The 13,096-nt window shown below is 70.6% G+C and carries 15 protein-coding genes; 11 read left to right on the top strand and 4 right to left on the bottom strand.

Going from position 1 to position 13,096, the window contains the following annotated elements:
• Window positions 1-57: 57 nt before the first annotated feature.
• Entirely contained in the window at window positions 58-720 is a 663-nt protein-coding gene (locus ABGB14_RS43420; RefSeq protein WP_347649727.1) for a hypothetical protein, read from the top strand.
• 24 nt (window positions 721-744) lie between these two features.
• Here the strand turns inward: ABGB14_RS43420 and ABGB14_RS43415 are convergent, their stop codons facing one another.
• Window positions 745-1,437, bottom strand: a complete 693-nt coding sequence (locus ABGB14_RS43415; protein ID WP_347649726.1) for a response regulator transcription factor — start codon at window positions 1,435-1,437, stop codon at window positions 745-747.
• A 175-nt stretch (window positions 1,438-1,612) separates the two neighbouring features.
• Here ABGB14_RS43415 and ABGB14_RS43410 point away from each other — a divergent pair, with 175 nt between their 5' ends.
• From ABGB14_RS43410 to ABGB14_RS43370, 9 genes are all read left to right on the top strand, one after another.
• Window positions 1,613-1,864, top strand: a complete 252-nt coding sequence (locus ABGB14_RS43410; RefSeq protein WP_347649725.1) for a MoaD/ThiS family protein — start codon at window positions 1,613-1,615, stop codon at window positions 1,862-1,864.
• Window positions 1,865-1,927: 63 nt separating this feature from the next.
• The gene (locus tag ABGB14_RS43405) at window positions 1,928-2,593 is read left to right on the top strand and encodes a DUF2993 domain-containing protein (protein ID WP_347649724.1); all 666 of its coding nucleotides are present in this window, start codon (window positions 1,928-1,930) and stop codon (window positions 2,591-2,593) included.
• A 124-nt stretch (window positions 2,594-2,717) separates the two neighbouring features.
• On the top strand, window positions 2,718-3,197 hold the full coding sequence (locus ABGB14_RS43400; RefSeq protein WP_347649786.1) for a sigma-70 family RNA polymerase sigma factor: 480 nt from the start codon (window positions 2,718-2,720) through the stop codon (window positions 3,195-3,197).
• Window positions 3,194-3,973, top strand: a complete 780-nt coding sequence (locus tag ABGB14_RS43395; RefSeq protein WP_347649723.1) for a zf-HC2 domain-containing protein — start codon at window positions 3,194-3,196, stop codon at window positions 3,971-3,973. Before ABGB14_RS43400 ends, ABGB14_RS43395 begins: the two co-directional genes overlap by 4 nt.
• A gap of 28 nt (window positions 3,974-4,001) precedes the next feature.
• Window positions 4,002-4,493, top strand: coding sequence for a thioredoxin family protein (locus tag ABGB14_RS43390; protein ID WP_347649722.1), 492 nt, complete (start codon window positions 4,002-4,004; stop codon window positions 4,491-4,493).
• A 232-nt stretch (window positions 4,494-4,725) separates the two neighbouring features.
• Entirely contained in the window at window positions 4,726-5,139 is a 414-nt protein-coding gene (locus ABGB14_RS43385) for a DUF4395 domain-containing protein (protein WP_347649721.1), read from the top strand.
• On the top strand, window positions 5,136-5,975 hold the full coding sequence (locus tag ABGB14_RS43380; RefSeq protein WP_347649720.1) for a sulfurtransferase: 840 nt from the start codon (window positions 5,136-5,138) through the stop codon (window positions 5,973-5,975). Before ABGB14_RS43385 ends, ABGB14_RS43380 begins: the two co-directional genes overlap by 4 nt.
• Window positions 5,975-6,280 carry a DUF1416 domain-containing protein gene (locus ABGB14_RS43375; RefSeq protein WP_132337667.1) on the top strand — a complete coding sequence of 102 codons (306 nt, stop codon included), beginning with the start codon at window positions 5,975-5,977 and terminating at the stop codon, window positions 6,278-6,280. The genes ABGB14_RS43380 and ABGB14_RS43375 overlap by 1 nt, the downstream gene beginning before the upstream one ends.
• A gap of 203 nt (window positions 6,281-6,483) precedes the next feature.
• On the top strand, window positions 6,484-7,725 hold the full coding sequence (locus ABGB14_RS43370) for a hypothetical protein (RefSeq protein WP_347649719.1): 1,242 nt from the start codon (window positions 6,484-6,486) through the stop codon (window positions 7,723-7,725).
• 27 nt (window positions 7,726-7,752) lie between these two features.
• Here the strand turns inward: ABGB14_RS43370 and ABGB14_RS43365 are convergent, their stop codons facing one another.
• The 3 genes from ABGB14_RS43365 to ABGB14_RS43355 are packed head-to-tail and all read right to left on the bottom strand — an operon-like array spanning window position 7,753 to window position 10,854.
• The gene (locus ABGB14_RS43365) at window positions 7,753-9,540 is read right to left on the bottom strand and encodes a hypothetical protein (RefSeq protein ID WP_347649718.1); all 1,788 of its coding nucleotides are present in this window, start codon (window positions 9,538-9,540) and stop codon (window positions 7,753-7,755) included.
• 7 nt (window positions 9,541-9,547) lie between these two features.
• Window positions 9,548-10,195 (bottom strand): hypothetical protein, encoded by a 648-nt coding sequence (locus tag ABGB14_RS43360; RefSeq protein ID WP_347649717.1) that lies wholly within the window; start codon window positions 10,193-10,195, stop codon window positions 9,548-9,550.
• Window positions 10,192-10,854, bottom strand: coding sequence for a hypothetical protein (locus ABGB14_RS43355; RefSeq protein ID WP_347649716.1), 663 nt, complete (start codon window positions 10,852-10,854; stop codon window positions 10,192-10,194). The genes ABGB14_RS43360 and ABGB14_RS43355 overlap by 4 nt, the downstream gene beginning before the upstream one ends.
• A 170-nt stretch (window positions 10,855-11,024) precedes the next feature.
• Between ABGB14_RS43355 and ABGB14_RS43350 the strand changes: the two genes are divergently transcribed.
• A complete protein-coding gene (locus ABGB14_RS43350) occupies window positions 11,025-12,968 on the top strand; it encodes a hypothetical protein (protein WP_347649715.1) in 1,944 nt (647 codons plus the stop codon).
• Window positions 12,969-13,096 lie beyond the last annotated feature (128 nt).

Raw genomic sequence — 13,096 nt, 5'->3', positions numbered from 1 at the left:
CGCGGTAAGGTCCTGGTCGTTCTCGCTCAGCCCCAGGCGTCCCGGCATACTGCTCGAATGTCCGATTTCACGGAGTTTCAGGCGAGAGGGCGCGCGGCCCTGCTGGCCGGCCGGGCCACCCACGACGTCCCCATGGTGGAGGGCGCGAGACGCTGGGGCGCCGCGGCCGTGCTCCGTCCCCAGCGAGAGATCGCCGACCGCCTGACGGAGCTGTCCGGGACCATCGAGGCCCCTGGCCACTGGGTGCACGGCGGCCCGGCCCTGCACGTCACGCTCAGGTCTCTGGAGCCGTACCGCGCCCGCATCCCCGAGGCCGACCCGCTCCGCCGCGCCTACGCCGCCGCGCTGGCCGAGGCCGCCGACGGCCTGCCGGGGGCCAGGGTGCGTCTGAGAGGCGTGAGCCCGCACCCCGGCGGCGTGCTGGTCTGCGGGCACCCGGAGGACGACACGCTGGTGACGTTGTGGAAGCGCTTCGCCCACGCGCTGGAGTCGCGGGGCGTGCGCGACCTGGAGCACGGCCGGGTCCGCGACCGCTGGTACGTCAGCCTCGTGCACTTCGCCGGCCCGCTCGCCGACCCCCGCCGGCTCGTCGAGTGGTGCGACGCCCACGCCGACGTCGCGCTCGGCACGGCGGAGCTGGACACGGCGGAGATCGTCCAGTTCGTCCACACGGGTACGGGCATCCGCGTCGAAGCCCTGGAACACGCCCGGCTGGGATGAGACGGCGGGACTCGGACGGGCGGATCAGACGGGCGCGGTGTCGGCCCGGTCGGGGACGAAGCGGTAGCCGACGTTGCGGACCGTGCCGATGAGCGATTCGTACTCGGTGCCGAGCTTGGCGCGCAGCCGCCGCACGTGCACGTCGACCGTCCTGGTGCCGCCGAAGTAGTCGTAGCCCCAGACCTCCTGCAGCAGCTGCGCGCGGGTGAAGACCCTGCCGGGGTGCTGCGCGAGGTATTTGAGCAGCTCGAACTCCTTGAACGTCAGGTCGAGCACCCGGCCGCGCAGCCTGGCGGTGTAGGTGGCCTCGTCGATGGCCAGGTCGCCGCTGCGGATCTCGTCGGGCGCGTCTTCCGTGGCCGCCTGTGAGATGCGGCCGGTGGCCATGCGCAGGCGGGCCTCCACCTCGGCCGGTCCGGCGCTGTCGAGCAGCACGTCGTCGACGCCCCACTCGGCGCTCATGGCGGCCAGCCCGCCCTCGGTCACGATCACCAGGAGCGGGCAGTCGATGCCGGTCGTGCGGATCAGCCGGCACAGGCTCTTGGCCTGCACGAGCTCCTTGCGCGCGTCGACCAGGACGGCGTCGGCGGGCGGGGCGTCGATCAGCGCGGACGCCTCGGCGGGCGCGACCCTGACCGAGTGGAGGAGCAACCCCAGCGCCGGAAGCACCTCGGCGGACGGCTCGAGGGCGTTGGTCAGCAGGAGCAAGTTGCTCATCAGGGCCTCCTCAAACGCGCAAGGACCCGGGGGCTACGTCGCCCGAGTCCTGTAGGCGAGGATATCTCACGGGTAAGTGGTGTCCATTGCGCGTCCTCGGGACGAACAGGACGCCGCGTGATACGTGCGTGTTAAGGGCGACGCACAATAGGATTAAAGGGATTGTGAGGTGCCCATGGCCAGGGGAAAAGTACGTTATTGGGCCGCCGCCAAGGAGGCGGCCGGCGTTGCGGAAGAATCCTTCGACGCGGTCACTCTTGACGAACTCATGACGCAAATCACACAAAATCGTGCCGATCTGGCACGGGTTGTCCGGCGGTCCTCGTTCCTCGTGGACGGCCTGCCCGTCGGCAGACGACCCCACCACGAGGTGGTCCTCGGCGACGGCGCGACCGTGGAGGTGCTGCCGCCCTTCGCGGGCGGGTGATCGCCGTCTTCTGCGGGGAAGGAGTCGGTAGGCTCTTGACCCCCGCTTGAGACTGGGAGCCCCATGCGGAAGCTGATCGTTTCTCTGATCGTGCTGATCATCCTCCTTGTCGCCGTCGACAGGGTCGCCGTGGCAGGAGTGCAGCGCGACCTCGCCAACAGGATCGCGGCGGCCACCGACCTGTCCGGCACGCCGACGGTGACCATCGAGGGCATCCCCTTTCTCACCCAGGCCCTGTCCGGGCACTATCCGGAAGTCCGCTTCGACCTCGGCACGCTGACCTACGCCGGCGTGCCGGTGCAGAACCTGCGGGGCGCCGCCTACGACGTGACGGCCCCGCTGGCCGACGTCCTGCAGAACCGACCCGACATCAGGGCCCGGCGCGTGACCGTCAGCGGCACGCTGACCAGGGCCACGATCGACAAGTTCGCCCCGCGCGGCGTCAAGATCAGCGGGAACGGGCAGCGGCTCGTCGCATCGGGCGAGGTGATGGTCGGGGCGAGGAAGGTGACGTTCGAGGCGGAGATGACGGTCGAGGTGGCCGACGGCGGCCTCAGGCTCCAGGCGGAGAAGATCGAGGGCGTGCCCGACCAGGCCGCGCGGTTCATCTCGTACACGATCCCGTTCAAGGGAAAGCTGCCCTTCGACGTCAAGGTGACCGGGGTGAAGAACGTGGCCGACGGGCTGGAGTTCGCGGCCGAAGCGTCTGACGTGCCGATTCGTGGATAAGGATGAACCGCGGCGCCCTCCCGTACGTGATGAGGGACGTGAGAGAGCGCAGCGAGCGAGCCGGGGCGGAGCTCACAGGGGAAGGGACCCTGTGAGCGCGGCCGGCACGGCCGACGAGGAACTCGTGAGGACCCTCTTCGACGAGCACGCGGGGCCGCTCTACGGCTATGTCCTGCGGCTGACCGGTGATTCGGGGCGTGCGGAGGACGTCGTGCAGGAGACCCTGCTGCGGGCCTGGCGGCATCCCGAGGCGCTCTCCGACCGGCCGATCAGGGCGTGGCTGTTCACCGTGGCCCGCAATCTCGTCTTCGACCAGCACCGCGCCAGGAAGGCCAGGCCGCAGGAGACCAGCGACGAGGCCCTGGCGGTCATACCGGCCGACGACGAGCTGGAGCGGGCCGTCGAGTCGTGGTCCGTGGCCGAAGCGCTGGCCGCGCTGCGGCCGGAGCACCGCGAGGTGCTCCTGGAGGTCTACTACCGGGGGCGGTCCGTGAGGGAGGCGTCCGCGACGCTCGGCGTCCCGCCGGGCACCGTCAAGTCGCGCACCTACTACGCGCTGCGCGCCCTGAAACTGGCGCTCGAGGAGCGGGGGCTGGCGCCATGATGACGTGCGAAGAGATCCGGCTGGCCATGGGGGCGCACGCCCTCGGAGCGCTGGACCCTGACGAGGCACTGGAGATCGACGACCACCTGGCGACCTGCGAGGCGTGCGGCGCCGAGCTGGTCGAGTTCGAGGGCGTGGCGTCGTTCCTCGGCAAGGTGTCGGAACGCGACGTGGAGCTGGTGTCCAGCCCCCCTCGCCAGGTGCTCCACCGGCTGCTGAACGACCGCGCCAGGCGCAACAGGCGTGGCCGCGCGCTGATGGCGGTCGCCGCGTCCGCCGCGGTGCTGGTGGTGGGCGGCACGGTCTGGACGACGGTCAACACCACGAGCCATGAAGATTCGGCCGCCGCGCCCGCGGTCGCCCAATCGTCGCGGTCCACGCAGGAGAAGGCCGAGCCGAGAGCGGAGCTCTACAGCGACGCCAAGCCGAGCCCGAGCAGGGCGCCCGTCCCGAAGTCGTCGGACAGGGCGGTCGCGGGCCGCCCGTTCCCCGGCGAGAACAGCGCCAAGGGCTACCGCGCCACCGTGACGGCCTTCCCCGGCGACGGCGGCACCGAGCTGAGCGTGAGCGTCGACGGCGTGCCGGCCGGCACGACCGCCCGGCTCGTCGTCGTGGCCCGCGACGGGCGGCGCGACCCGGCCGGGAGCTGGGACGTCCGCTACCAGGACAAGGCCGCCTTCAAGAGCACGACGTCGCTGCCCATGGGCGACATCGCGCGGTTCGAGCTCGTCGACGAGAACGGCAAGGCGCTCGTACGGATCCCGGTGCGGAAGTAATCGCGGCCTTTCGCGGTTGCACCGAGGGATGTCTGGTCTGTGGGTGGCGGTGGCGACGCTGGCGCTCGGTGCGGTGATCGGCGTGGTCCACCTGCGCCGCGGCGGAAGGATGCGTGACGTGGGCGGGGAGCGGCTGCCCGAGAGCCTGCCCGGGGAGTCGCCCGAGGACCCGTCCGGGAGTCAGCGGCTGACGGAGCGGCTGACGGAGCGGTTGACCGGGGCCGACCTGGGCGAAGGGCTGGGCGAGCGGGCGACGCTGGTGCAGTTCTCCACCGCGTTCTGCCAGCCGTGCCGGGCCACCCGGCGGATCCTGGCCGACGTGAGCGCGCTCGTGCCGGGGGTGAGCCACGTCGAGATCGACGCCGAGTCGCGGCTCGACCTCGTACGCCGGCTCGGCATCATGCGCACGCCCACCGTCCTCGTGCTCGACGCCGCGGGCGCCGTCGTCAGGAGGGCCTCGGGCCAGCCCCGCAAGGCCGACGTCCTGGCCGCGGTGGCCGATGCCCTGCCGCCCGGGTGACGGCGTCGTGGCCGGTCCGCGTACCAGACGGATAGTCTCAATAACCGGACGAGAAGTGACAGATGACGAGACGCCGAGTAGGGTCATGGGCATGAACCCATCGACAGAGCTGCTGACGAAGCGGCGTGCGGTTGACTTCTGCCGCGTCGCCACCGCGCTCTGTCGCGCTGCCTGAGGACGATCTCGCGGATATCCGATCCGCTCCAGTCGACCCCTTCAGGAGCATCCCACGATGCGTGCCGACCCTAGAGCGCTGCGTTTCGGCGCGGCCATCACCACGCTGGTCCTGTTCTCCGTCCTGGTGACGGAGAGCGTCTGGCTCCTCGGCGCCCAGACAGCGGTCTTCGCGCTCGGAGTCGCCGGCCGCTCGCCCTACGTGATGCTTTTCAAGGCGTTCGTCAAGAGCGCGCCCAAGGAGACGGAAGACGCCCGCCCGCCGCGTTTCGCGCAGCTGGCCGGGCTGGTCTTCGCGGTCGCGGGCCTGGTCGGGTTCCTCACCGGGATCGTGCCGCTGGCCCTGGTGGCCACGGCCGCGGCTCTCCTCGCCGCATTCCTCAACGCAGCCTTCGGATTCTGCCTCGGCTGCGAGATGTACCTGCTCATTCGTCGTCTAACGCCCGCTGCCAACATGGAGGTATCCCAATGAGCCGCTCCGCCGCCCTGGTGGACGCCGACTGGGTCGAGGCCAACCTCGACACCCCCGGAGTCGTTCTCGTCGAGGTCGACGAGGACGTCAGCGCCTACGACAAGGGCCACATCCGTGGCGCCGTGAAGGTCGACTGGCAGCAGGACCTGCAGGACCCGGTGCGTCGCGACTTCGTGGACAAGACCGGTTTCGAGGCCCTGCTCTCCGACCGCGGCATCTCCAACGACGACACCGTCGTTCTCTACGGCGGCAACAACAACTGGTTCGCCGCCTACGCCTACTGGTACTTCAAGCTCTACGGCCACGACAACGTCAAGCTGCTCGACGGCGGCCGCAAGAAGTGGGAGCTCGACTCCCGCGAGCTGGTGCGCGACGTGCCCCAGCGGCCCAAGACCCAGTACGTCGCCAGCGAGCAGGACACCGCGATCCGCGCCTTCCGCGACGACGTGGTCTCCGCCATCGGCAAGCTCAACCTGGTCGACGTGCGCTCGCCCGACGAGTTCACCGGCAAGCTGCTCGCTCCCGCGCACCTCCCGCAGGAGCAGGCCCAGCGCGGCGGCCACGTGCCCACGGCCCGCAACATCCCGTGGTCCAAGGCCGCCAACGACGACGGCACGTTCAAGTCCGACGACGACCTGCGCACGCTCTACTCCGAGGCCGGAGTCGACTTCGGCAAGGACACCATCGCCTACTGCCGCATCGGCGAGCGTTCCGCGCACACGTGGTTCGTCCTGCACGAGATCCTGGGGCAGGACAACGTGAAGAACTACGACGGTTCATGGACCGAGTACGGCTCGCTCGTGGGCGTGCCGATCGAGCTGGGGGAGGCCCGCTGATGACGAGCGCTGCACAGGGCTGCGGAGCGCCGGAGCAGACGATCGCGCTGCCGGCCGGGATCGATCTGTCCAACCAGGCCGTGATCCAGGGTGTGGTGACCGGCGCCGGCACGGCCTACGCCCGCCTGCTCGACGGGTCCGGCGAGTTCACCGGCGAGGTCGTGGTCTCCGACGACGGCGTCTTCCGGTTCTTCGCCGCTCCCGGCGACTGGACCGTACGCATCATCGCGGGCGGCGGCGTCACCCGCGACGTCCAGGTCGAGGCCAAGCTGGGCGAGGTCGCCCAGCTCGCCGTGGCTGTCTGAGCCCGTTCTCCCGTGAGGCCCGCGTCTTCATGACGCGGGCCTTCGCGCGTGTGCTCCCCGGGGTCACCACCCTGGAACTGCTCGTGCACGCAATCAGGGAGTTGCGGCTGCGGCAGAAGGGACAGACCGATACGATTCGACAGATGTCCGGTTCGACAGGTGTGATGGATCCGCCCCGACCTGGGCCTACGCCGGCTCAGCGGATGCCGTCGCCGTACTCGCTGCCCCTGCACACGCTACGGCTCGTGGGCAGATGCGCCATGCCGCTGGTCTTCTGGTTCGCGGCCGGCGAGCTGGTGCGCTTCGTGCTGATGTACGCCGCCACCGAGGTGGCCTACGGCGACTTCCGGCAACTCCGGCTGGTGGCCGTCATGACCCTGCTCACGCTGGTCGTCATGTCCGCGGTGACGGTCATCGCCGGCATGCTCTACTGCCTGCGCAACGCGTTGTGGGAGATGCGCGCCAGGGCCGACGAGGGCGTGGCCGACGAGCGCTTCTTCCGTACGCTGGACCGGGTCGCCCCCGCCTTCGCCGTGATCTACCTGGCGTGGGGATTCCACACCGAGGACGCCAGGGACATCTACCAGATGGACCTGTTCCACAACTTCAACGAAATGACGGACGCATCCTGGTTCGGGGAGGATTCGCAGGTCGGCCGCGGCCTCGTCGACCTCGACTGGCGCGTGTCGCTCGGCGCGATGGTCGTCATGTTCGGGCTGAAGACGCTCTTCGCGAAGCTCGTGGAGCAGGGCAAGACCGGGTTCTACGGCTTCGCCGCGGCCTTCTCCGAGTTCGCGTTCATGTTCTACGGGCTGAACGCCACCGTCGCCATCGCCGACGCGCGCTCCGAATGGATGGAGCACCGCACAGTCGTCGCCGGGTCCAAGGAGGTCTGGTCCGAGGCGCAGAAGAACGTGCCGCTGTGGGACGGCATCACGAGCACGTTCAGCGAGTTCTGGCCGCTGTTCCTGGACGCGATCGCAGTCCCGCTGGCCTGGCTGACCGTGGCCATGCTCGTCTACGGCGCCTTCTCCGACGAGACCCGAACCCTGTTCAAGGGCACCCGCCTGGAGCGCGGCGTGGACCGCATCGAGTCCAGCCACGACCTCACGAAGAAGTCGTTCGACCAGGTCACCGCCGGCTTCAGGGACCGCTGGGTGCCGCTGGCCAACTCCCTGCGGATGGTCTTCAACGGCGGCGCGCCGCTCTTCGGCATGTTGTGCCTGTGCTACGTGGCCATCTCGGTGGCCGCCCAGTACGGCGACCGGGGGCTGCGGGCCCTCATCGGCTCGCGCGCGGAATGGACGTGGGCCTTCGCCGGGCCGCCCGTCGGCTTCCTGCGCGAGATGATCACGACCGTGCTCACCATGGCGCTCCTGGCGGCCACGTTCGACATCGCGGCCACCAGAGCCCGCGCCAGGGGCGAGCGGCTCAGCGACGCCTGACCCTCGGGCCGCTCTGGGCGAGCGACTTCAGCGACGCCGGAACCGCAGCACCGTGTCGTCCTTCTCCGCCTTCTCCATGGCCTCCCTGTCGAACAGGTCGTCCACCGGCGTGTCGGAACGGTAGCCGCTCGGCCTGAACGAGATCTCGACCTCGTTCGCCACCGGGGTCGGCACGATGGCCACACCGTCGATCTTGTACGTCCTGCCCACGACCAGCCGGTCCGTCGGCCGCTCGCCGTCCTGCAGCTCCACGGTCCACGTACGGTCCGCGCGGTCCGTCAGCCTGATGTCGTAGGGCAGGGCCGTCATGGTGGCGCTCGACTCGTTGACGACCTTCTTGGTGATGCCCACCTTCAGCCAGGTGACCTCGGGGCCGTGCTTGCTGCCCGCGGGCGCCTTCATGGGCGCCACCGAGGCCGTCCACTCGATGTCGTGGACGGTGCCCGCCTGGCCGGCGGCCACGACGACCTCCTTGGTCTCCTGCGCGGAGACCTTCTCGTAGAACAGGTAGCCGTCGACGGTCTGCGCGCCCATGGAGAGCAGCGACACGACCACGGCCCCGGCGGCGATCAGGACCTTGCGCTTGCGCGACCCCCGCGCCGAACGCCTCCCGCCGCCCGCTCGCGTCCTGCCCCGAGCGCCGTCCTGCGCCCTCTCACGCGCCTCGCTCCGGGAGCCACCCGGCGAACCGCTCTGGGGCCCGCTCTGGGGCCCGCTCTGGGGCCCGCTCTGGGGATCGTCGGGATGGGGCGTGCGGTGCTGGGCGAGCGCGGCCGATGCCGCGCCGGCCGCGGGGTCCGCGTGCTCGGGCAACCCGCCTGGCCCGGCAGCATGAGACGCGGCGGCCGTTGCCGCCCCGGCGCCCGCGGCGGCCTGCGCCGCCCCAGAGGCGCCCTGAGGCGGCGATCCGGCCGGAGAGCCGCCGTACGGCGAGGGCTGGTCGTACGAGGGCTGGTCGTACGGTGAGGGCTGGTCGTACGGGGACGGCGGCTGGTCGGCGGTGGACGGAACGGCCGGCAGCGGCTGCGTGAGGCCCTCCTGCGGCTCGCGGGAGGCGGGGGGCCAGACCTGCTGGTCCGGATGCCGATGCCGGGCCCGGCTCTGGGGCATGCCAGGAGCACTCGCCATCCCATGCCGTGGGGACGCCGCCTGTCCGTGCACCCCCCGCGCGGCCCTCCGCCCCGGACGCATGCCCTGTTCGGGGTGCATGTCCTGTTCGGACACGCCACCGCCCTGCCCGGCGCGCCCGCCCGCGCCGAACAACGAACCCTGGCCGGCCGGTTCCTGCCCGAAAGGCGGGCTCTGGCCGGGCGGTTCCTGTCCGTAGGGGGAGCCGGGGCTGGGTGGTGGCTGCTGTCCCGGGGGTGGTGTGCCGTAGCCGGACGGCGGCGCCTCGCGGCTGCGACGCCCGCCGCGAGGGGCAGGCCTCTCGCGGCGGGGCGGCACCTCGCCCGCCGACGGCAGCCGCGGCACGGCCGCGGTCTCCCCGTCGGGGGTTCCCTGCACCCTGGGCAACGGGGCGGTCTCAGGAGGCGGACCCGACGGCGCCCTGGGCACTGGGGCGGTCTCAGGAGGCGGACCCGACGGCACCCTGGGCACCGGGGCCGTCTCCTCGGGGCTGCGGCGTGCGCCCTCGCCCGAAGTGAGGTCGGGATACATGCCCTCTTCGAGCGGGATCACCTGCCCGGGAGGGAAGCGGCCCGAGTGGGTGCCGAGCCCCGCCGGGGTCGTCTGGCTGGGCGGAGGCGGCGGGTCCTCTTCGCGGCGCCGGTCGTTCCTCGGGGCGAACCAGTTGCGCTCGTCGTTCGTACTCATCCTGCGCTCACTTCTTGGCCGTCGAGAAGACGTCCTGGGGCGAGGCGGCGAGCTTGCGCGCGGCCGCCTCGTCCAGGCCGAGGTCCACCTCGACCTCGGGCTGGTACGACTCCACGATGAAGGTCTGGGGCATCGCGAACACGACCCGCGCTCCGGGCAGCGCCGACGCCGGCACCTCGAAGAAGTAGCGGCCGCTGACCCAGATGTCCGGCTGCACCCACACGTTCGAGAGGGTCTGCGAGCTGTCCACCCGGTCGGTGGCGCTGAACTTCTTGCCGTCCTCGGTCATCAGCACGGGCTGTCCCAGCTTGTACGGCTTGAGGCTGGATTTGGCCGAGGCGTTGACGACGAGGAAGAGGTGGTCGGTGCCGATGGTCTCGTTGCTGTCGTTCTGGATCGACTTGGCGCTCACGTACGAATCGACCCGCACCGTGAACCGCTTGGCGTCCACGTCCTCGCCCTTGTCGCCCACGTAGGTCAGCGGCAGGTTCAGCTCGCCCTCGTCGAGGTAGGCGGTCTGGAGCATGATGGCGGCCCCGGCCAGCGCGAGCCCGACGAGGGCGCTGAGCAGCCGCGAGGTGCCGGCGGGCCGGCGTCCGGCTCGCCGGCCGCGGCGGGCGGGCGGCGCGGATGATCTTTGCTGTGTGTCGGTCACGCTGCGTCACCTTCCTTGACCGACAGGGTCACCCGGGCTTTGATCTCGGGAAGCCACTTGTCGCCTACATCGGTGGCGACCATCTTCCAGCGCGGGGTGACGTTGTTGAAGTCGGATTCCCACTCGAAGGCGGCCACGTCGAGGGTGATCTTCTGCGGCGGCTGTTCGGTGTCCTTGAGCCGGTAGCGAAGGACGACCTGGCTGGTGATCCCGGGGTGGAGCTGGCGGGTCTCGTCTCCCTTGCTCCTGGCGAAGACGTAGGGGCCGGCGTCCTGGGGGAAGACGGGGTCGATCTTGACGAGCGAGCCGGCGAAGGACGCGAGGGTGAAGGCGGACTCGATCTTCTGGGGCGGGACACCGACCGGGGCGGTCTCGTCGCCGTTGTTCTTGACGTCGAAGACCACGTCCACGAACCGCTTGTCCTCTTCGAACCGGTTCCGGGCGGGCTCCACCGTCACGCGGGACCCGACGACCTTGGTGACGAACTGGCCTTGGTCGATCACCGCGCCGGGGCCCAGCGCCTCCGGCTCTTCCGGGGCCTCGCGCAGACCGCCGAGCAGGGCGGTGATGCCGACGGCCGTGAAAGCCGTCAGCGCGAGTGCGGGCACCACTACGGGGCGTCTGGCCCTGTCACTGCTGCCGCCGGAGGGTTCCGTCATGAATAAGGATGGTAATAGGTCTCGCTTGTCTCATCTGCCGCAATGCTCCCATCGGAGTGGTCGAATTGCCGAGAAACCCTGCCCCTGCGGGGGTTGTAACTCATACGCTGGCACGGAACGGAAAGGGCTGACCCCAACTCCAAATGACATATCGGCGGCCGGAGGGTCACGTGGCGGACGTGCATCCCGAGCATGCCCAGCTCCAGGCGGACCGCATCTACCTGGGCTGGCAGTACATCCTGCTGCATCCCGACCCGGGCCCGCCCCCGAAGCGTCCGTCCCCCGTCGAGGATCAGCCCACCGCCGGAGAGGACGACCCCGCCCGGCTCGAACTCCTGCGCCGCGAGCGCCGCCAGGAGGACATGCTCAACCTGCCCGTACGCCGCTTCCGCAGGTCCATGCTGGTGGTGGTCGCGCTGATCCTGGCCGCCGCGGTGGCGGGCTACCTCGCGTGGTCGTTCGCGCTGCTCGGCCTGGTCGCCGCCGGCGGAGTGGCGGGCATCTGCACGTTCGCGCTGCTGCAGGGCGACAGGGCGGTGAAACACCGGGTGCTCGAGCAGCAGGCCGAGGACGAGCGCCAGCGCCGCGAACGCGACAGGGAGCTGTTCCGCGCGCAGGAGGAGCACGCCCAGCGCTACCGCGAGTGGCAGGAGCAGAAGGACCGCCACGACAAGCAGCTCACCTGGTACGCCGTCGCCGTGCCCGACGAGCTCGACCGCATCGACGTGGCGGGCGGCACGTTACCCGGGTGGTCGGCGCTGGTCACCCTGCTCGGGGCTACCCGCCTCTACAGCGGCGGCCACCTGACCGTGCTCGACCTGTCCGAGGGCGCGATCGCCAAGGACCTGATCGAGCTGGCCCGCAAGGGCGGCGACGACCCGCTGGTCTGGGTGCTCCCCGTCGACCTGGCCAAGCTCGACCTGGGCGCCACGCTCAAGCCCGAGGCGTTCGCCGACGTGCTGGCGCACGTGGTGAGCGTGAGCGAGGAGCACCGCAGCACGCGCGACCTCAGCTTCGACAACGCGATCCTGGAGCGGGTGCTCGAGGTGCTCGGCGAGAACGCCACGATCAGCCAGGTCACGGCCGCGCTGCGGGCGCTGGCGCAGGTGGGCGACCCGCGCGACGACCTGAGGTTCGGGCTGATCACCGCGACGCAGCTGGAGCGCATCGGCACGCTGTTCGGCCGCGGGGTGAGCGACCGCGTGGTGATCGAGCGGGCCTGGGCGCTGGAGTCGCAGCTGCGCAAGCTGGAGTCGCTCGGCACGGAGGCCGTACGCCTGCCGCCCGCCAGGCTCCGCGTGGTGAGCATGGACCGCCAGGCGGGCATGTTCGGCAACCGGGTGCTCGGCACGTACGTGGCCACCGCGCTCACCCACATCCTGCGCCAGTCGCCCGCCTCCGACCGGCCCTGGTATCACACGATCATCGTGGCGGGCGCGGACAAGCTGAGGGGCGACGTGCTCGACCGGCTGATGGACGCCTGCGAGACCTCGCGTACGGGGCTCGTGCTGACGTACAGGTCGCTCACCCCGGCCGTACGCGAGCGGCTGGGCCGCGGGCACGCCGCGGTGGCGTTCATGCGGCTCGGCAACGCCGAGGACGCCCGGGTAGCCAGCGAGCACGTCGGCACCGAGCACCGGCTGGAGCTGGCACAGCTCACCGAGACGATCAGCGACTCGCTGCCGGGGCTCAACGGCGGCTACATCTCCACGGTCGCGCAGGTGGAGGACGCCAGGGACGACCGCGACGAGAGCCACGACCTCGCCGGCGACATCACGGAGTCGACCGAGTGGGGCAGGACCGCCGACAAGATCTCGGAGAAGGAGCGGGTGCTGCAGCGCTCGCGCGAGTTCCTGGTCGAGCCGCACCAGCTCCAGCAGCTGCCCACGACGTCCGTGATCGTCACGGACGCGACCGCCCAGGGCAGGCGCGTCCGCCTCGCCGACGCCAACCCGGCCATCCTGGCCTTTCCCAAGACGACGCTCGGCGAGCTGGAGCACGTACGCGACGCCGTGCTCGCGCTCGACCCCAGCGCCCAGGACGGCGACGGAGAGCCCCCTCCGAACCTCGGACCACCACCGCCACGCCTGGACTGGCGCAAGGGCAGGCAATGACATGGTCAATGTCAAGGCGACGAGCTGACGGTTGACGGAATTTAACAAAGAACCGTCTGTGGGGGAATGAAATGCAGCCGAGCGTCTCGCTGAGCGGACCCTGGTACCGAATCCAGTCGATCGCAGCA

The organism is Nonomuraea sp. B10E15 (assembly GCF_039871615.1).
Lineage (GTDB): Bacteria > Actinomycetota > Actinomycetes > Streptosporangiales > Streptosporangiaceae > Nonomuraea.
This window is presented reverse-complemented; position numbering and strand designations above follow the sequence as displayed.

Coding starts and splice junctions, on each gene's coding strand:
- ABGB14_RS43405 (WP_347649724.1), top strand. CDS start 1,928: ATGCGGAAGCTGATCGTTTCTCTGATCGTGCTGATCATCCTCCTTGTC.
- ABGB14_RS43370 (WP_347649719.1), top strand. CDS start 6,484: ATGCCGTCGCCGTACTCGCTGCCCCTGCACACGCTACGGCTCGTGGGC.
- ABGB14_RS43420 (WP_347649727.1), top strand. CDS start 58: ATGTCCGATTTCACGGAGTTTCAGGCGAGAGGGCGCGCGGCCCTGCTG.
- ABGB14_RS43375 (WP_132337667.1), top strand. CDS start 5,975: ATGACGAGCGCTGCACAGGGCTGCGGAGCGCCGGAGCAGACGATCGCG.
- ABGB14_RS43380 (WP_347649720.1), top strand. CDS start 5,136: ATGAGCCGCTCCGCCGCCCTGGTGGACGCCGACTGGGTCGAGGCCAAC.
- ABGB14_RS43390 (WP_347649722.1), top strand. CDS start 4,002: ATGTCTGGTCTGTGGGTGGCGGTGGCGACGCTGGCGCTCGGTGCGGTG.
- ABGB14_RS43355 (WP_347649716.1), bottom strand. CDS start 10,854: ATGACGGAACCCTCCGGCGGCAGCAGTGACAGGGCCAGACGCCCCGTA.
- ABGB14_RS43385 (WP_347649721.1), top strand. CDS start 4,726: ATGCGTGCCGACCCTAGAGCGCTGCGTTTCGGCGCGGCCATCACCACG.
- ABGB14_RS43410 (WP_347649725.1), top strand. CDS start 1,613: ATGGCCAGGGGAAAAGTACGTTATTGGGCCGCCGCCAAGGAGGCGGCC.
- ABGB14_RS43415 (WP_347649726.1), bottom strand. CDS start 1,437: ATGAGCAACTTGCTCCTGCTGACCAACGCCCTCGAGCCGTCCGCCGAG.
- ABGB14_RS43365 (WP_347649718.1), bottom strand. CDS start 9,540: ATGAGTACGAACGACGAGCGCAACTGGTTCGCCCCGAGGAACGACCGG.
- ABGB14_RS43395 (WP_347649723.1), top strand. CDS start 3,194: ATGATGACGTGCGAAGAGATCCGGCTGGCCATGGGGGCGCACGCCCTC.